Origin of the sequence: Polaribacter dokdonensis (assembly GCF_024362345.1) — a bacterium.
In the GTDB taxonomy this organism is placed as follows: Bacteria; Bacteroidota; Bacteroidia; order Flavobacteriales; family Flavobacteriaceae; genus Polaribacter; species Polaribacter dokdonensis.
On sequence record NZ_CP101505.1, the window covers coordinates 2,729,704 to 2,748,673 of the forward strand.

An 18,970-nucleotide genomic window follows, 5' to 3' on the forward strand; every position below is an offset into this window, starting at 1 on the left:
TATGAGTAAGAAAACAGATGGTAATGGTTATACAATGATTTTCGCTGTTGTTATGGTGTTAGTTGTTGGTTCTTTATTGGCTTTTTTGGCATCGTCTTTAAAGCCAAATATTAAAGAAAATCAAAGAATAGAAAAACAACAAAACATTCTTTATGCAATGGATGTTAATGAGAATGATGAATCTAGTGCAACTTTTGTTTCTACAACAGTAGCAGGAGAAGAGTTTTCTAAATACATCACAGAGCAACTTGTTTTAGAAAGTAAAGATGGTAAAATCGTTAAAACACAATCCAGACAAGAATACATGGATGCAAATGGTGGTCAAGAGCCATATTTAATCGATGTAAAAAAGCAACAAGCCAATGCTAAAGTTGGTAAAGCAAGAAAGTTGCCTTTATTTATTGGTGAAAAAGATGGTAAGAAATATTATGTAGCACCCATTTATGGTAAAGGTTTATGGGATGCTATTTGGGGGTATGTTTCTATGGATGAAAATATGGTAGTACAAGGAGCATATTTCGATCACAAAGGAGAAACTCCAGGTTTAGGAGCAAACATAAAACAACGTTACTTTATGGATGATTTCTATGGAGAGCATTTGTTAACAGAAGCAGGTGTTTTTAAAGGAATTACTGTTGCAAAAGGTAACAATGATCCAAAAAATGACGATAAAACAGATTATGAGGTAGATGCTATTGCTGGTGCAACAATTACTGGAGATGGTGTTACTGCAATGATAAAATCAGACTTATCATTATATGTACCTTATTTTAAATCATTAAAACAATAATTTATGGCACTTATATCAAAAAAAGACGCAGCCTTAATTAAAGATCCTTTCTTAGATAACAATCCAATTACCATTCAGGTTTTAGGTATTTGTTCTGCATTAGCAATTACAGCAGAGCTTAAAGCTTCTATTGTAATGTCTGTGTCAGTATTATTTGTATTAGGATTAGGTAATGTTGTTATTTCATTGATGAGAAATATCATCCCATCAAAAATTAGAATTATAGTTCAATTAATTGTAGTTGCAACATTGGTAATTATTGTTGATTTGGTTCTTAAAGCATTTGCCTATGAATTGAGTAAAACACTATCAGTATTTGTTGGTTTAATTATTACAAACTGTATAATTATGGGACGTTTTGAAGCATTTGCTTTGGGTAATGGTCCTTGGAGATCTTTCTTAGATGGTATTGGAAATGCTGTAGGATATGCAGTAATTTTAATTGCAGTAGGTTTCTTTAGAGAGTTATTAGGTTCTGGAACTTTATTAGGTTTTAAAGTATTGGGAGATCCAATCGAAAAAACTGGCTTATATGCAATTGGTTATGAAAATAACGGTTTTATGTTATTGTCACCAATGGCATTGATAGTTGTTGGAATCATCATTTGGATTCAAAGAACTAAGAATAAGTCATTAATCGAAGAAAATTAGACATTAAGTATTGTTCTGAACTAGTTTCAGAATTAAAAATAAAAATATGGAACATATAGAATTATTTTTCAAATCGATTTTTATAGATAACATGGTTTTTGCAACATTCTTAGGGATGTGTTCTTACCTGGCTGTATCTAAAAAAGTATCTACTGCTGTAGGTTTAGGTGCTGCTGTAATTTTTGTACTTGCAGTTACTGTACCATTAAACTGGTTGTTAGATCAATATATTTTACAAGAAGGAGCACTTTCTTGGTTAGGTGAAGACTATGCTCAATACGATTTAAGTTTCTTATCATTTATCATGTTTATTGCAACTATTGCAACTATGGTGCAATTGGTAGAAATTATTGTTGAGAAATTTTCACCATCATTATACAACTCTTTAGGTATCTTTTTACCATTAATTGCTGTAAACTGCGCAATTTTAGGAGGAAGTTTATTTATACAATCTCGAGAAATACCAACTTTAGGTTTAGCTTTAACGTATGGAGTTGGTTCAGGAATTGGATGGTTTTTAGCCATTTTAGCTATTGCTGCAATTCGTGAGAAAATTAGATATTCTAGTGTTCCACCAGCTTTAAGAGGTTTAGGAATTACTTTTATTATTACAGGTTTAATGGCTATTGGTTTTATGAGCTTTGGAGGTATGTTAACTGGAGGTGATGAAAAGAAAGAAGAGCCAAAAACAGAAGAGGCTAAGATAGAAGTTCAGAAAGAATTGAATAAAGAAGAGGATGCTAAAATAGTAGCAGAAAACACAAACTTAAATAACAATTAGAATGATATTAGCAGCAGGTACAACAGGTACAGTTATTGCAACAGTAGCAGCTTTTTTACTAATTACTTTAATATTAGTTGCTTTATTGTTGTTTGTGAAGCAGAAGTTATCTCCTTCTGGTCCAGTAACTATTACCATTAATGGAGAAAAGAAAATTGAAGTTGGTTCTGGTAGCACACTACTTACAACTTTAGGAAATGAAAAAATATTCTTACCATCAGCTTGTGGTGGTGGAGGTTCTTGTGTACAATGTGAGTGTCATGTGTTAGAAGGTGGAGGAGAAGCTCTACCAACTGAAGTACCACACTTTACAAAAAAAGAATTAAAGTCTGGAATTCGTTTAGCTTGTCAAGTGAAAGTGAAACAAGACATGAATATTACTATTCCAGAAGAAGTTTTTGGAATCAAAAAGTGGGATGCTGTTGTAGTAAGAAACTATAATGTAGCTTCATTTATTAAGGAATTTGTAGTAGAAATTCCTGAAGACATGGGTTACAAAGCAGGTGGTTATATTCAAATTGAAATACCTCCATGTGAAGTTAAGTTCTCTGATATGGATATTACAGCTCACCCAGAAGAACACGATACTCCAGATAAATTTCAAGCTGAATGGGATAAGTTTAAACTTTGGCCATTAGTAATGAAGAATACTGAAACTGTAGAAAGAGCCTATTCAATGGCTTCTTACCCTGCAGAAGGTAGAGAAATTATGTTAAATGTACGTATTGCAACTCCTCCTTTTGATAGAGCAAAAGGTGACTGGATGGATGTTAATCCTGGTGTTGCTTCATCTTATATTTTTAACTTAAAGAAAGGTGATAAGTGTGTTATTTCTGGTCCTTATGGAGAATTCTTCATTAACGAGTCAGATTCAGAAATGTTATATGTTGGTGGAGGTGCAGGTATGGCTCCAATGCGTTCTCACTTATATCACTTATTCAAAACCTTAAAAACAGGTAGAAAAGTAACTTACTGGTATGGAGGTCGTTCTAAGAGAGAGTTATTTTATTTAGACCATTTTAAAGAGTTAGAAAGAGATTTTCCAAACTTTAAATTTTACTTAGCTTTATCTGAACCAATGGAGGAGGATAATTGGAAAGTTAAAGAGAATATAGATGCTGAAGGTGATGGGTTTGTTGGTTTCATACATAACTGTGTAATCGATAATTACTTAAGTCATCATGAATCTCCAGAAGATATAGAATTATATTTCTGTGGACCACCATTAATGAATAAAGCTGTTCAGAAAATGGGTGAAGATTTTGGAATACCAGATGAACACATCAGATTTGATGATTTTGGTGGATAGTAATCCAGCATTATAAGGAACAAAAAAACCAACGTAATTAACGTTGGTTTTTTTGTTCCTTATAATTAGTTATTAAGCTAATGCCTTTTCTCGTAAAAATGTTTCTAGGTGGTATACAGGTGCTCCATTTTCTTGCTCAAATAATTTAGAAAGGTCCATTACATTTTCTATACTATCTAATTCGCACAAGAGATTAACAACTGCAGAAAGCCCATTAAAAAGTACGTCATTAGCTGTTGGGTTTTCTGGCTTTATATTATAATGACATAAAGGCGTTTTAAAACCACAAGCCTCTAAAAATACTTTCTCTATGCTTAAAATTTCTATAGGTGTATAACCATTAAATTTTCTACCTAAGTTTTGATGAACTCTACCAACATAACTTAGCTCTAAAGATCCATGATCATTAGATAAGTGTTTCCAACTATCATGATTATCTAATATGTTTCCTACTGCACAAGCTGCACAATCTTCTGGATTTAGGTTATTATTATGGTAGGCGTTGTATAATTTAACTAAGGCCTGTTCTAATCTTTTAGAAGTCTTCATCATCATTTAATTTTGCTTTCTAAAGATAAGAAATCTTTAAAATGATTTCAAATATTGAAAGTTAAATTATCAATCTAAATTGTATTCAATCTATTTTTATGTACTTCGTTTAAATTGTATTTTTGAACAACAAAAGCCACTTCATGAAAAGTATTGAGAAGATTCTTTTTAAAAAGAATTATGTCAAAATAAAACTAAATAAAATTGCCACAAATCATTTAGAGTTAAAGGCAAAAATTAATGGTGTTAAAGGAAGTTTTATTCTTGATACTGGTGCTTCTAATTCATGTGTAGGTTTAGATTTAATAAGTTTCTTTAAATTAGATGCAGAAGAAAGTGAAACTAAAGCAGCTGGTGCAGGTGCTACAGGAATGGAAACTCAACAGTCTAAAGGAAATACTTTAAAAATTGGAGATTGGAAAACGAATAAAAGTCATTTAGTATTATTTAATCTGGAGCATGTTAATACAGCTTTAGTGCAACATAATGCTAAAGAAGTTCATGGTATAATAGGTGCAGATATATTACAAAAAGGTAAAGCTTTTATAGACTATAAGCAGCATGTACTTTATTTAAAGCAAATAAAAAATAAAAATAAAAACAATTAAGATGAGTTTACAAAAACAGGTAATGACCAAAATGAAAGAGGCAATGAAAGCAAAAGATGCTGTTGCTTTACAAGCTCTAAGAGCTGTGAAATCTGCTTTTTTATTAGCCAAAACTGAGTCTGGAGCTCAAGAAGAAATTTCTGAAGAACAAGAACTGAAAATTATTCAGAAGCAAGTAAAGCAAAGAAAAGATAGTGCTGCTATTTTTTTAAAGCAAGGAAGAGAAGATTTAGCAGCACCTGAATTAGCAGAGATTGCAGTTTTAGAACAGTTTTTACCAGAAGCTTTATCTGAAGAGGAAATTGAAAAAGTTGTACTTGCAACAATAGCAGATTTAAAAGCAGAAAGTATGAAAGATATGGGTAAAGTTATGGGGGTGGTTTCTAAAAAACTTTCTGGACAAGCAGATGGTAAAACTATTTCTATGTTGGTTAAAAAGAACTTAGCTTAGAAAAGTGTTTGGGCTCCATAGTTCAACTGAATAGAATATCAGATTTCGGCTCTGAGGGTTGCAGGTTTGAATCCTGCTGGAGTCACAAAACTAGAACTCAAAGTAAATTTTACTTTGAGTTTTTTTTATGAATATTCAGAAGTTAGCTCATCTACAATTAAACCATCTTCTAAAGTTTGAATAACGCCTAAAGCTGCTCTTTCTCCAGCAATCATTGCTGCATTCAAAGAACCGTTTAATAATTGATCTCCAGCTAAAAATATAGTAGATTTTAGCTTGGTTTCTGTACTAGAAATTTCATACTGTAAATTTGTAAGTTTAGGTAAAGCTTTCTTTATTTGATATCTCTTTAAGAAATGAAGATCTTCTATTTTACAATACTCTTTTAATTCTTGCTTTACTTTATCAATTAGTTGGTTTTCATTTAATTGATGATTATTTACGATAGTGACAGACAATAATTCTTTATCACTTTTATTAGCTATATCTACACTTGTATGATAAAATATATTATTTACTAAAGAATTTTCATTAGCAATTAAACCAATAATTGGTTTTTGTATTGTTCTTTTTTCAGACTCAAAATATAAAGTTTCACAACTTTTCCACTCTGTTTCTTGATTTTTAAGATTAGAAATTAGTGAACTGGCTTCTGTTGCAATTATAGTGATATGACTTTTTATTGCTGAGTTATCTTGCAGTATAATACTACTATTCTTTACCTCCTTAACAGCTGTATTAAATAGAAAAGTAGTGTTGTTTAACTTGCCTTTAAGCTGATCTGATATGGCCTGAATTCCTTTCTTAGGTAAAACTGCTAAGCCATCACCAAACATCTTGTATACAAACTCAAACATTCTGCTAGAGGTGTCTAAATTCGGTTCCAAGAATATTCCAGAGAAAAAGGGTTTAAAAAAGTCTGAAATAATCTCTTTAGAAAAACCAAAATCTTGTAAATATTGTAATGTTGTTTTTTCGTTTTCTTTAAATATCGCTGAAACTTCTTTTTTCTTTAAAATTGTATTTAATTTTAATACTTTCAGCTTATCAGAAAAATTACCTATTGAAGAGAATAAGGTTGGAAATAGCAATGTTAATTTTCTTAAAGGATCTCCAATGGTTTGCTGTTTTCCATTTTTAAATATAGTGGCCCCAGGTAAAAATTCTTGTAATTCTAATGCTTTATAATCTAAATATTTTTTTGCTGCTGGATAAGAAGTAAGCAAAACTTGAAAACCATGATCTAGCGTGTATCCTTTATAACTATCAGATTTTACTCTACCACCAACTTTATCTGTAGCCTCTATAATTGTTGGATGATAGCCGTAATTTTCTAAAATTTGAGCAGCAATTAAACCACTAACACCTGCACCAATTATATTTATTTTATATGCTGATTTCTCCATTTTCTTCCTGTTTTTCTTTCGAATTCTTTTTAAGATAGGCAGTTAAAATTCGTTGCACATCTCTATTGTCTCTTTTTGGTTGTAAAAAGAATTGATAATCTTCTGGTTGCTGTAACTGTTCTGCTTGAGCTTTATCTATATAACCATAACCCCTGTAAGTACCATCTAAAATTAAGGTGAAACCTATTTCATTTTCATTTCTTCCAGATTCTTTTATTACCATATTTTTAGCTTCAAAACCAATTGAAGCAATTGCTTCTCGAACACGATTGTTATAATGAATTACTTTTTCTTTATCATTACAAACTCCTTTGCAGTTTTGTAAATGATAACTAAAACAGCTTTTCACATTGGTTTGTAAATGACAATATTTAGGACACAGCTCAAACTCACTACACAAACTCTCTAAAAATGCTCTGCATTCAGATATTGAATAGAAAGTCATTATTGGGTTTGGTGTAAGTTTCAACTTATTAAAAGCTAAATGCAAAATTCCTTTTTGATCTTCGTAAGAAAATAATCCAATAGCAGCATTGCTATTTTTTTGAGATCTATTAAATTTCGGAAATTTTGTTTTAATTTCTGATGATTCCAATAAAAGCGCTAAGAGTTCACTACCAGTTTCTGTGTAAGAAAGATGTGCAGTTTCTAAACACATTTCTCTTTCTTTCTTTTTCTTATCGTAAAAATGGCTAATTACTCTTTGCTTAATATTATTGGCTTTACCTACATAAATAATTTCTTTAGCGCTATTTTGAAAATAATAAACCCCAAAGGTTTCAGGTAAATTATCTACTACCTTTTTATCCAATAATGGTGGTAATGTTGCTTGACGTGAACGTGGATTTAAAAATGAATTAATGATAAAATTATCATCTCTTTCAATTAATCTTCTAAATAATTCTGTAGTTGCTTCAGCATCGCCTTTTGCTCTGTGTCTACCATTAATAGGTATATTTTCATCAATACAAATATTACCTAAACTATAAGAACGCAAACCAGGTATTATTTTTCTTGATAAACGAACTGTACAAAGTTTTTTGCGCTTAAAGTCAAAGCCTAAACTTTTGAATTCATCTCTAATAATATTGTAATCGAAATTTACATTATGTGCTACGAAAATAGTGTCTCTTGTTAGTTCTTCTACTTTTTTTGCAATTTCATGAAATTTTGGAGCATACCTAACCATTGCATTTGTAATGCCAGTTAAGTTGGTTATAAATGGTGGTATATTTTGCTCAGGATTTACAAGTGATGTAAATTCATCAATGATTTTTTTACCATCAAAAACAAATATAGAAATCTCAGTAATTTTTTGACCTTTATAGCCATTACCTGTGGTTTCTATGTCTATTACTGTATACAATTAGGCAATTATATTTTTTAAATCTGCAATGGTTTCTGTAGGATTATCACTCTTAAAAACATAGCTACCTGCAACTAACACATTTGCTCCTGCTTCAATTAAAGCGTTTGCATTTTTATTGGTAACTCCACCATCAATTTCTATTTGACAATTAGATTCTGTAAACTCAATTAAGTGTTTTAATTGACTTACTTTTTTGTAGGTATTTTCTATAAATGATTGCCCTCCAAAACCAGGATTAACGCTCATTAAACAAACCATATCTAAATCTTCTATAATATCTTCTAAAACTGCAATTGGTGTATGAGGGTTTAAGGCAACACCTGCTTTCATACCTGTAGCTTTTATAGCTTGTATTGTTCTGTGCAAGTGTGTACAAGCTTCATAATGTACAGTTAAAATATCTGCACCCAAATCTGCAAATGTTTGTATGTATTGATCTGGATTTACAATCATTAAATGCACATCAATAGTTTTGGTTGCATGTTGTTTAATTGCTTTTAATACTGGCATTCCAAAAGAGATGTTTGGTACAAAAACGCCATCCATAATATCTATGTGAAACCAATCTGCTTCACTATTATTTACCATTTCTATATCTCTTTGTAAGTTAGCAAAATCTGCTGCTAGTATTGAGGGTGCTATTAAATTACTCATTAGTATGTTGTTGTTTTTTGCAAAGATAATTAATTAGTTAATGAACTTAGTTTGAATTAAATTAAATTCTTTGTTAAAGAAGTTTAGCCCTGATTGAAGTGGCATCCTTTTTTGAAGAATGAAAAAAAGATATAACGTAAAGCAGGAAATAGCTCTAAATAAAAAACTCTCAAAAATGAATTTGAGAGTTTTAAGTTTTTATTGAGAATTTAGTTTATCCTAAATAGGTCATTAAAATTTTAGATCTAGACGTATGTTTTAATCTACGAATTGCTTTTTCTTTAATTTGACGAACACGTTCTCTTGTTAAATCGAAAGTTTCACCAATTTCTTCTAAAGTCATTGGTTGGTGTTCACCTAAACCAAAGTATAATTTTACAACATCTGCTTCTCTTGGAGTAAGCGTTTCTAATGCTCTGTTAATTTCTATACGCAAAGATTCGTGTAATAAAACTCTATCTGGGTTTGGAGACTCACCAGAGTTTAAAACGTCGTATAAATTTGAATCTTCACCTTCAATTAAAGGTGCATCCATAGAAACGTGACGTCCTGAATTTTTCATAGATTCTTTTACGTCATTAACAGTCATGTCTAGTTTTTTGGCAATCTCTTCAGGACTTGGAGGTCTTTCATTTTCTTGCTCTAAAAACGCATACATTTTATTGATTTTATTAATAGAACCAATTTTATTTAAAGGTAAACGTACAATTCTAGATTGTTCTGCTAATGCTTGTAAGATAGATTGACGAATCCACCAAACTGCATAAGAGATAAATTTAAAACCACGAGTTTCATCAAAACGTTTTGCTGCTTTAATTAAACCTAAGTTACCTTCATTAATTAAATCTGGTAATGTTAAACCTTGATTTTGATATTGCTTTGCTACAGAAACCACAAAACGTAAATTTGCTTTTGTTAATTTCTCTAATGCTCTTTGATCTCCTGCTTTAATAAGCTGAGCCAATTCTACTTCTTCATCTGCAGTAATTAAATCTACTTTACCAATTTCTTGTAAGTATTTGTCTAGGGAAGCAGTTTCTCTATTCGTAACCTGCTTTGTAATCTTAAGTTGTCTCATCTAATTCTTTCTACTTTTAAAAGAGGTGATAATCATCCTCAATTATTTATACGTTGGTTTTTAAATAAATGTTACAAAAAGTTTTTATTTTTTTATTTCTGAAAAATTTTGCTAGTAAATTGCTGTTTTATTCCCTTGGAGAATAAAATAAATTTGTGATCCAAAATATAGTTTGATATCTAATAATTTAGAGGTATCTTTGTCTCTGAAACAAAAAGAAAATCGCTTACATTTTTTGTAAGTATCATAATATTAGGTTTTTAGCTTTTTTCTAAAAACCTTTACTTTTTTTTAAAGTATCAAGCATTGATTTATTTTCAATAAAAGCTTGATAGAAAGTTGGGGGACTATCTATCATGAGTGATGTTAATCACAAAAAAAAGAGACCGTTTTTACGGTCTCTTTCATTTTACATCGATTTCTTTATTATTAGCTAGAACAACCCATTAATTTGAGAATCTATTCTATCTATAATATAACCTAAGTCTTCTTGATTTTGTACAAAGTCTAAGTTGTCTACATCTATCACCAATAATTTACCTTTGGTGTAGGTAGAAATCCAAGCTTCATACCTTTCATTTAATCTACTTAAATAGTCTATGCTAATTGAGTTTTCATACTCTCTACCTCTTTTATGAATTTGACCCACTAATGTAGAAATATCGGCTCTTAAGTAAATTAATAAATCTGGAGGTGATACCAAATTTTCCATCAACTCAAAAAGAGAACTATAATTGCTATAATCTCTATTCGTCATTAAACCCATTGCATGCAAGTTAGGTGCAAAAATATGAGCATCTTCATATATGGTTCTATCTTGTATAATGTTTTTGCCTGTTTCTCTTAGTTCTAAGATTTGGCGAAAACGACTATTTAAAAAGTAAACTTGTAAGTTAAAAGACCAACGTTCCATTTCTCCATAAAAATCATCTAAATAAGGATTTTCATCTACAGATTCAAAATGGGGTTTCCATTTATAATGTTTGGCTAATAATTTGGTTAGCGTAGTTTTACCTGCGCCTATATTTCCTGCTATTGCAACATGCATTGTATATAAGTTCTATAAGTTAAAAGGGATGCTAAATTACTAAAAATAATAGAGTAAAAAAGTTTAACAGATTAATTTATAACCAAATCCTCTGATATTCAAAATTTGAATATTTTCATCCTTTTTAAGCTTTTTTCTTAGTTTACTTATAAATACGTCCATGCTTCTTGCATTAAAGAAATCATCATTACCCCATAATTTATTTAGAATAAAGGTTCTATCTAAAACCTGGTTTTTATTTTGTTGTAAATGGAATAACAATTCTGCTTCTCTATGTGTAAGATTTTCTTTTAAGTTTTCGAATTCTAAGGTCTGTTTGGTGAAATTAAAGATGTAATTACCAATTTTAATGAGCTCAAGATTTGTTTTTAATTCTATTCTATTTAAAAGCGCTTTAATTCTTACAATTAACTCTTCCATAGAAAAAGGCTTTTTTAAATAATCATTTCCACCTAAATTAAAACCTTCTAAAACATCTGATGTTTGCGATTTTGCAGTTAAAAAAATAATGGGAATATTTTTATTCGATTCTCTTATTTCTTTTGCCAAAGTAAATCCATCTTTCTTTGGCATCATTACATCTAAAACTAAAATATCTGGCTGATTGGTTTTATAAAGGTCTAAAGCTTGCTCACCATTTTCTGCATGATCTACAATAAAATCTCTGCTTTCTAAACTCTCTCTAACTATCATGCCTAAGCTTGCTTCATCTTCGGCTAAAAGAACTTTAATTTTACTCATTAGGTATAGAAATTTTAAAAATAGTCTGACTGTTATCTGATATTAATGATAGCTTGCCTAAGTGTTTTTCAACAATTTTTTTACAGTAATACAAGCCAATTCCAAAACCTTTTACATCATGTGTGTTACCTTTTGGAACTCTATAGAATTTATCAAAGATTTTTTCTTGCTGATTTTTCTCTATGCCTAAACCATTATCAGCAATAGATATTTCTGTAGATTTTAAAATTGAGTTTATATTTATTTCAATTTCATCTCCACCATATTTTACAGCATTATCTATGAGATTAGAAATTACATTTTCAAAATGAAAAACATCTACTTGTACATATATAGGTTGTTTATTTGTAGCAAAAGTAATTTGCTTATTTGTAGCGAGTAATTTATGTTTTTGCACAATTTTTTCAGTCATTTCTACAACATCTACACTTTCTTTTTTAAGAACTAATTGTTCGCTATCTAAAGTTGCAGTTTCTAATAATTTTTCAACCATTTGATGTAGTTTTTTCAGCTGAATACTAGACATTGCTAAATACCTTTGTGTTTTTTCTTTGTCATCTATAACATTAAAATCAGATATAGCTTCTAAGGCTGTAGATACAGTTGCAATAGGTGTTTTAAATTCATGAGTTATATTACTAATTAAATCATTTTTAATACTTGCTAATTGTTTCTGTTTGTTGATTATTTTTAATAAATAAAACAAACAAGATATAATTAACAGCGATAATACAAGTGATATAAATATACCTCCAAAACTTCTTTGTAATGCTTCCAAATTCGGGTTATTGTATAGCAGCTCAAAACGTTGATTTTCTTTTACAAATGTAGATTTTGAAACCGCTAAAAAAGTTTCTGAATTTAAAACAGAATCTTTGGTTTGATGAAAAAGGGTATCACTCTTAATATGATGAAAACTTGTTTTAATATCAATTCCTTTTTTACTTAATTGATTGTCTATTAAAGAATCTATTTTGTTATAGTTTAAAGAGTTGTCGAAAAAAGAAATAAACATAGGTTTTAAATTCTTAATCAACTTAAGACTATCTGCAGATTTCTTTCCTTTAAAATATTGAATATCAGTTTTTTTACCATTTTTATCTAGAGAGAAACCATTTCTCTCATCCGTAAATTGTGTAAAAAGAATTGCAGTGTCTCTTTTTGTTTTTTTAGTTGATAATTTATCTTTACTAAGTTCATTTGCAAAATCTTTCATACCATTCATCATAGAATCTAACTGCTGCTGAGAAAGATTATCATCTGAAGTTATTTTGATGTTGCTTATTGTAAACTTTGGTTTTGTTCCTTTTTTCTTTTCTTTTCGAATGCTTTTAAAGATAGAATCATAAGAACCTTCTGTAGTGAATTTTATATCAACCTTATCTTCACTTGGTCTTAATATTGTTAAAAAATCTTTCTTTGCTAAATTGGCATAATAGATCTCTACAGCTGCATCTAAACTAAGCTGAATTTCATTTTGGACACGTTGTTTGTTTTCTTGGTAATTTTTATAATTCCAATAAATTTGAACAGCAATGGTAGTTAATATAGTTGCTGTAATAAAATAAAATATCCAAGTGTATTTTTTGGTGTTCATACAGCAAATATAAGAGGTAAAAACTATAAATACAGACGGTTAACACTCGTTAACACTCATTAACCTTAAAATACGAGTATCCTTTGCATCTTTGTGGTGTAATCAAATAATATAAATAATTATGAAAAAATTAATAACACTTTTAGTAGCATTAACTTCTTTTATTGGTTTTGCTCAATCTAAGAATATAGTTTTAGAAGATAATTACAACTATAATTCTCAGGTCAAAATAACATCACTTTCTTACAATGTAGATTCAGTAACAGAATTAGAAGAAATAGATTGGAAAGAAATTAAAAGTATCTTTAATACAAATAATGAAGATGATGTGATTAAACTGAGTTTTGCCATTAATATGGATAAACGAAAAAGTAAAAAGGTAAAAATTGCAGGTAAATTTTCTGTAGAAGGTAAAACTGATAATATAGAAGAACTCATCAAAAAATCTAAAAAAGGAGTAAAAGGATTAATTAAAGTATATAACAAATATCAAAACAAATAATTATGAAAGCGATACTAACAGGTTTAATGCTACTTTTTGTAGCTACAATTTCAGCACAAAATTTTTCAGGGAGAGCTACTTATAAAACTAGTAGAAAATCTACCATCAAATTTGGTGAAAATCAAAAAGGAATAACAGATAAAATGCAGGAAGAACTTAAGAAGCGAATGCAGAAAATGAATCAAAAAACGTTCATTTTAGAGTTTGATAAGACTACATCTATCTATAAAGAAGATGTAAAGTTAGATAATCCAAATCCGCAAGCAAGAAGAGGTGGAGTAATGGTAATGTCTTTTGGAGGTTCAGGTAGCACAGATATTTATTTCAAAAATATAAAGAATCAAAAATTTGCAAATAAAACTGCAATTATGGGTAAACCATTTTTGGTAAAAGATAAATTGAAGAAAATTAACTGGGAGCTTTCATCAGAAACCAAAAACATTGGTATGTATACTTGTTATAAAGCTACAGCTACAGAAGAAGTAGAAAATATTAAAATTAGTATGATTAATGGTGAATCTAAAGAAACTAAAACCAAAGAAACCATTACTACAACTGCTTGGTATACTACTCAAGTTCCAATTAGTAATGGTCCTAAAGACTATCAAGGTTTGCCAGGTTTAATTTTAGAAATTAATGATGGTAAAAACTTAATTGTTTGTACAGAAATTGTTTTAAATCCAGAAAAACCTGTTGTTATTGTAGAGCCAACAAAGGGTAAAGTGGTTAATCAAAAGAAGTTCTCTAAAATTCAAAAAGAGAAATCTGATGAAATGATGGAAAAGATGAGAAGTAGAAATGGGGTAGATCTTGGAAATGGAATTCAAATTAAAATGGGTGGCTAAGTGTTAAAGTTTTCATAACAGTATTAAACTTTTGTTCATTTTTTAAGTCTTAGGCATATTATACAAGTATTTTTGATTAAAATTTAAAAAAATAAACATGAAATCATTACTAACACTCTTTTTGGCATTTATCACAATTACAAGTTTTGCACAAAAAGATTTTGAAGGTCAAGCAACCTACATGTCTAAAACTACTATGGATATGAGTAGGTTTGGCAATCAGATGAGCGAGCAGCAGAAAAAGCAAATTATGGCTCGTATGAAAAACTTTTTAGAAAAAACTTATACGTTAAGCTTTAATAGAAATGAATCTTCTTTTAAAGAAGATGTTAAACTAGATGCTCCAGGATCTTCTGGTCCAAGATGGGGTGCAAGTAATGGTCAAGGTTCTATATATAAAAACCTAAAAGAACGTGAGATGATTGAAGATGTTGAGCAATTTAGCAAACGTTTTTTAGTTGTTGAGCCAATGGATCAACCAAAATGGGAATTAGGTACAGAAAGTAAAAAAATTGGTCAGTATACTGTTTATAAAGCTACAATGACCACTGTAGATAATAAAATAGATTGGGGAGGTATTTTTAGAAGAGGTAGAAGAAATCAAGCAAAAGATTCTACAAATACAGAAGATAAGGAAGAAGTTAAAATGTTGAATGTTACTGCTTGGTACACACCACAAATTCCTGTTAGTTCAGGTCCTGAATCTTACTGGGGTTTACCTGGTTTAATTTTAGAAATAAACGCAGATAGAACTACAATGTTATGTACAGAGATTATTATTAACCCTTCAGAATCTATAGAAATAGAAAAACCGAAAAAAGGGAAAAAAGTTTCTAGAGAAGAGTACAACAAAATTATCAAAGTAAAAACAGAAGAACTTAAAGAACGTTTTCAAAACAGACGTAGAGGAGGAGGAAGAGGATTTTAATATCAACTAAAACTTCTATCTAACTAAAAACACATTTACACATGAAAAAACTACTACTTATCGCCATTTTTATGGTGTCTTGGGCTACTACTGCCCAAATTAAATACTCAGGAGTTGTAAAAGATTCTATAGGTGAGCCATTAGAAATGGCAAACGTTATTGCTTTAGATACTGTTGCTAAAAGAATTGCATCTTATGGTTTTACAGACGCTAAAGGAGTTTTCAAACTAGATTTAGCAAAAAACACAGTTTATAATATTAAAATTAGTTATGTTGGTTTTAAAGAAATTAGCGAAAACATAAAAACTGGTGAAACAGATATGTCTAAAAACTACACAATGTATGAAGACAATATGTTAGAAGGGATTAATATTGTAGCAAAAATGCCAGTAACTGTTAAGGGTGATACCATTATTTACAATGCAGATTCCTTTAAAAATGGTTCTGAAAGAAAACTAAAAGATGTATTAGAAAAACTACCAGGTGTAGAAATAAATGATGCAGGCCAAATTGAAGTAGAAGGTAAAGCTGTCGAAAAAATTATGGTAGATGGTAAAGAGTTTTTTAGTGGAGATACTAAATTAGCTACAGAAAACATACCTTCTAATGCTGTAGATAAAATACAGGTATTAAGAAACTACTCTAATGTAAGCCAATTAAGTGGTGTACAAAACAATCAAGATAGAGTTGCTATAAACATTAAATTAAAAGAAGGTAAAAAGAACTTTTGGTTTGGAGATATCTCTGCAGGTGGAGGTCAATCTCAAGATGAAACTTTGTATTTGTTTCAGCCAAAATTATTTTATTACACACCAAAATATACCATCAACATTATTGGTGATGTAAATAACCTTGGTGATGTTGTTATAAGTAGAAGAGATGCTAGAAGTTTTGGAGGAAGTTTTCAAAGTCAAAGTCCTTCTAATGGAACAAATATTAGTTTGGGAGATGCAGGTATTGGTTTTTTAAATGCTGGTGCAAGAAATGCAAATAGAATAGAAACAAAGTTATCAGCATTAAACTTTAGTTATTCTCCAAACCCTAAATTAGATTTAAGCGGATTTTTAATTTGGTCTGGAAACAGCAATGGACAAAGAAATATTAATGATATTGATTATGTAGATCCTACAATTCCAGATGAATTTAGAGATACAAGAACAAACCAAACAAGTAATACTGGTTTATTTAGATTTAGTACTGTTTATAAGAAAGATTTTAACAATCAGTTAAATTATAATATTTCTGGACGTTTTTCTAACGAGTTTAGCAATGAGTCTGTAGATTCTAGAGTACTAAGTGATATTAATCAGTTCGAAAGTGCAACACCATACACTATAAATCAAGACTTTAGTTATTTCTACACAGCAAGCGAAAAAAGTATTTTTGCTTTAGAGGTAAAACATTTATTACAAGATGAAGATCCTTTTTATATAGCTTCTTTAGAAAATGATCCAAATAATAATGATGATGCAGATAATGATGGTTTTGATGATGCTGCAGAAACTTTAGGTTTAGACAGGTCTAATATGTTTTATACATTAGAGCAAGACAGAAAGGTAAAATCGAATCAATTAGATGCAAAATTAGATTACTACTATATTTTAAATCAAAAAAGTAACTTAAACTTTGTTGCTGGTACTATATTAAGTCAACAAAATTTTGATTCTCGTTTTTTCCAAATTTTAGACAATGGTGCAGAATTAGATCCTAATCCAACAATACCTGGTATTGTAGATCCTCAAACAACCAATGATACTGAGTATAATTTTACTGATATTTATGCAGGTTTAAGATATAGATTAAGATCAGGAATTTTTACTTTTACACCTGGTTTTACATTACATTCTTACAACTCAAATAATACACAATATGGTACTGAAACGTTTGAAGACAAATTCTTTAAATTATTACCAGAGTTTAATGTTATTGCACAGTTTAAGCAAAGTGAGAGTTTAAATTTTACATATAGACAACAAGTAAACTTTACAGATGTTAACCAGATTGCTAGAGGTATAGTTGCCAATAGTTACGATTCTTTCTTTTTTGGAAATTCAGAATTAATTAATGCAAGTTTTCATAATGTAAGTTTAAACTATAGAAGTTTTAATCTGTTCAACAACAGTAATGTTTTTGCTAGAGTTAATTATACTAAAACAATAGATCAAGTAAACAGGAATACAATTTTTGAACCAGGTTCTGTAGTTTCTAGTAGTAACTCTATCAACTCTCCTTTAGATAATGAAAACTTTACAGCCATATTATCTGCAGGAAAAACATTTGGAAAAATTCAAACACGTTTAGGAGGTAATTATAATTTTAATAGAAGTTATCAATTCATCAACTCTTTAGAGAATACCAATGAGAATATAAGTTATGGTTTTAATACAAGAATTGGTACTAACTTTAGAAAAGCACCAAATGTTACTTTAAGGTATAATATTAGTTTTAGCAACCAAGAAAATAGTGCAAGACCAGATATTGTTAAAACAGTTAGACATACACCATCTATAAATTTTGATGCTTACATTTGGAAATCTGTAACATTAACTTCAGATTATTCATTTACAGATCAAAGACAAAATGGTGTTTCTGCAAACTCATTTAGTTTATGGAATGCAAAATTAGCTTATAGAAAAGATAGTGATGCAAAATGGGAATATGAAGTAGTAGGGAATAACTTATTAGCAACTGGTTCACAAGCCTCAGTTAGTCAGAGTGTATTTGCATTTACATTAAATGAGAGATTTATTTTACCAAGATTCATAAGTTTTAGAGTGCGTTATCAATTATAATTCATTTAAAATCTTTAAATATAAAATGGCTCAATCTTGAGCCATTTTTTTATTTTTGTCAAATGAGTTTATTAGCATCAAAATCGCCTATTTATACAACTTTTAAAACGTTAGGTTTACTCTATCTTTTTTTTGTTGTAGGCTTGTTTTTAGATAGTTTTTACATGGTAAGAATTACTGAAAACGCACAGTTTTATGCAAATGCTTTAATGCTCATTGTATTTTTTATCACATTTTTTAAAGTAACACCAAGGTTAAAAGAACAAATGGTTTCTGCTGTTCTTATTGGTTTTTTTGGTGAGTATTTATTTTCTATTTTATTGGGTATGTATACCTATAGATTAGAAAATGTGCCACATTATATTCCTTTTGGTCATGCATTTGTATACATAGCAGTTTTATGTTTTTCGAAAGCAGCATCAATAAAAGCTAGAAGAAAACAAATTGAAACCTTTTTGATTATAGCTATTATTATTTATGCAACCTTATTTTTGGTACTTAAGAATGATGTTTTTGGTTTTGTAATGACAGTTGCAACTTTATTCATTTTACGAAATAAATCTAAAGAGCGTTTGTTTTATTTAACCATGTATGCATCTGTAGTTGTTTTAGAGTTGGTAGGCACCTATTATAAATGCTGGTTTTGGCCAAGTACAGCCTGGAGTGTAGTTCCGTTTTTACCAAGTGCAAATCCACCAAGTGGAATAAGTTTGTTTTATTTTTTACTAGACTTAGGAACTTTATGGTTGTACAAACAAAGGCACAGAGAAGCTTGGCAAAGAATGAAAGATATTCGTAAAATAAGATTGGCACCAAAAAACTAAATGCAATATTATTACGTTTACAGTTTTAGTTTCACAAAAAGTTAATC

General features: G+C 29.6%; 19 protein-coding genes and 1 tRNA gene. 12 read left to right on the forward strand and 8 right to left on the reverse strand.

What is annotated here, in order from left to right:
* Window position 1 precedes the first annotated feature (1 nt).
* From LPB302_RS12170 to nqrF, 4 genes are read left to right on the forward strand one after another with little or no spacing between them, the layout of a single operon-like run.
* Window positions 2-790, forward strand: coding sequence for a Na(+)-translocating NADH-quinone reductase subunit C (locus tag LPB302_RS12170; protein ID WP_053973292.1), 789 nt, complete (start codon window positions 2-4; stop codon window positions 788-790).
* 3 nt (window positions 791-793) lie between these two features.
* A complete protein-coding gene (locus LPB302_RS12175; protein ID WP_053973291.1) occupies window positions 794-1,441 on the forward strand; it encodes an NADH:ubiquinone reductase (Na(+)-transporting) subunit D in 648 nt (215 codons plus the stop codon).
* Window positions 1,442-1,487: 46 nt separating this feature from the next.
* Window positions 1,488-2,222, forward strand: a complete 735-nt coding sequence (gene nqrE, locus LPB302_RS12180) for an NADH:ubiquinone reductase (Na(+)-transporting) subunit E (RefSeq protein WP_074613530.1) — start codon at window positions 1,488-1,490, stop codon at window positions 2,220-2,222.
* A gap of 1 nt (window position 2,223) precedes the next feature.
* Window positions 2,224-3,531 carry an NADH:ubiquinone reductase (Na(+)-transporting) subunit F gene (nqrF, locus tag LPB302_RS12185; protein ID WP_053973289.1) on the forward strand — a complete coding sequence of 436 codons (1,308 nt, stop codon included), beginning with the start codon at window positions 2,224-2,226 and terminating at the stop codon, window positions 3,529-3,531.
* Window positions 3,532-3,603: 72 nt separating this feature from the next.
* Here nqrF and LPB302_RS12190 read toward each other — a convergent pair whose 3' ends face one another.
* The gene (locus LPB302_RS12190) at window positions 3,604-4,080 is read right to left on the reverse strand and encodes a hypothetical protein (RefSeq protein ID WP_053973288.1); all 477 of its coding nucleotides are present in this window, start codon (window positions 4,078-4,080) and stop codon (window positions 3,604-3,606) included.
* Window positions 4,081-4,223: 143 nt separating this feature from the next.
* Between LPB302_RS12190 and LPB302_RS12195 the strand changes: the two genes are divergently transcribed.
* From LPB302_RS12195 to LPB302_RS12205, 3 genes are all read left to right on the forward strand, one after another.
* On the forward strand, window positions 4,224-4,688 hold the full coding sequence (locus LPB302_RS12195) for a retropepsin-like aspartic protease family protein (RefSeq protein WP_053973287.1): 465 nt from the start codon (window positions 4,224-4,226) through the stop codon (window positions 4,686-4,688).
* A gap of 1 nt (window position 4,689) precedes the next feature.
* Window positions 4,690-5,139 carry a GatB/YqeY domain-containing protein gene (locus LPB302_RS12200; protein ID WP_053973286.1) on the forward strand — a complete coding sequence of 150 codons (450 nt, stop codon included), beginning with the start codon at window positions 4,690-4,692 and terminating at the stop codon, window positions 5,137-5,139.
* A gap of 11 nt (window positions 5,140-5,150) precedes the next feature.
* Window positions 5,151-5,224, forward strand: a tRNA-Arg gene (locus tag LPB302_RS12205).
* Between the two features lie 40 nt (window positions 5,225-5,264).
* Here the strand turns inward: LPB302_RS12205 and LPB302_RS12210 are convergent.
* The 7 genes from LPB302_RS12210 to LPB302_RS12240 all read right to left on the reverse strand — a co-directional run bounded on the left by LPB302_RS12210 (window position 5,265) and on the right by LPB302_RS12240 (window position 13,032).
* Entirely contained in the window at window positions 5,265-6,545 is a 1,281-nt protein-coding gene (locus LPB302_RS12210; RefSeq protein ID WP_053973285.1) for an FAD-dependent oxidoreductase, read from the reverse strand.
* Window positions 6,526-7,911, reverse strand: a complete 1,386-nt coding sequence (locus tag LPB302_RS12215; protein WP_053973284.1) for an exonuclease domain-containing protein — start codon at window positions 7,909-7,911, stop codon at window positions 6,526-6,528. Before LPB302_RS12215 ends, LPB302_RS12210 begins: the two co-directional genes overlap by 20 nt.
* A complete protein-coding gene (gene rpe, locus LPB302_RS12220) occupies window positions 7,912-8,568 on the reverse strand; it encodes a ribulose-phosphate 3-epimerase (protein ID WP_053973283.1) in 657 nt (218 codons plus the stop codon).
* A 214-nt stretch (window positions 8,569-8,782) separates the two neighbouring features.
* Window positions 8,783-9,646, reverse strand: a complete 864-nt coding sequence (locus LPB302_RS12225; RefSeq protein WP_015482077.1) for a sigma-70 family RNA polymerase sigma factor — start codon at window positions 9,644-9,646, stop codon at window positions 8,783-8,785.
* A gap of 433 nt (window positions 9,647-10,079) precedes the next feature.
* Entirely contained in the window at window positions 10,080-10,694 is a 615-nt protein-coding gene (locus LPB302_RS12230; RefSeq protein ID WP_015482078.1) for a deoxynucleoside kinase, read from the reverse strand.
* Window positions 10,695-10,757: 63 nt separating this feature from the next.
* Window positions 10,758-11,435 (reverse strand): response regulator transcription factor, encoded by a 678-nt coding sequence (locus LPB302_RS12235; protein ID WP_053973282.1) that lies wholly within the window; start codon window positions 11,433-11,435, stop codon window positions 10,758-10,760.
* Window positions 11,428-13,032 (reverse strand): sensor histidine kinase, encoded by a 1,605-nt coding sequence (locus LPB302_RS12240; protein ID WP_053973281.1) that lies wholly within the window; start codon window positions 13,030-13,032, stop codon window positions 11,428-11,430. Before LPB302_RS12240 ends, LPB302_RS12235 begins: the two co-directional genes overlap by 8 nt.
* A 121-nt stretch (window positions 13,033-13,153) precedes the next feature.
* Between LPB302_RS12240 and LPB302_RS12245 the strand changes: the two genes are divergently transcribed.
* The 5 genes from LPB302_RS12245 (at window position 13,154) to LPB302_RS12265 (ending at window position 18,923) form a co-directional block, all read left to right on the forward strand.
* The gene (locus LPB302_RS12245) at window positions 13,154-13,534 is read left to right on the forward strand and encodes a hypothetical protein (RefSeq protein ID WP_053973280.1); all 381 of its coding nucleotides are present in this window, start codon (window positions 13,154-13,156) and stop codon (window positions 13,532-13,534) included.
* Between the two features lie 2 nt (window positions 13,535-13,536).
* The gene (locus tag LPB302_RS12250) at window positions 13,537-14,379 is read left to right on the forward strand and encodes a GLPGLI family protein (RefSeq protein WP_053973279.1); all 843 of its coding nucleotides are present in this window, start codon (window positions 13,537-13,539) and stop codon (window positions 14,377-14,379) included.
* Window positions 14,380-14,476: 97 nt separating this feature from the next.
* Entirely contained in the window at window positions 14,477-15,307 is an 831-nt protein-coding gene (locus tag LPB302_RS12255; RefSeq protein ID WP_053973278.1) for a GLPGLI family protein, read from the forward strand.
* A 41-nt stretch (window positions 15,308-15,348) separates the two neighbouring features.
* Window positions 15,349-18,099, forward strand: coding sequence for a TonB-dependent receptor (locus LPB302_RS12260; RefSeq protein ID WP_053973277.1), 2,751 nt, complete (start codon window positions 15,349-15,351; stop codon window positions 18,097-18,099).
* A 62-nt stretch (window positions 18,100-18,161) separates the two neighbouring features.
* Window positions 18,162-18,923: a hypothetical protein gene (locus LPB302_RS12265; RefSeq protein WP_053973276.1), complete on the forward strand. Its 762-nt coding sequence runs from the start codon at window positions 18,162-18,164 to the stop codon at window positions 18,921-18,923.
* Window positions 18,924-18,970: the final 47 nt, after the last annotated feature.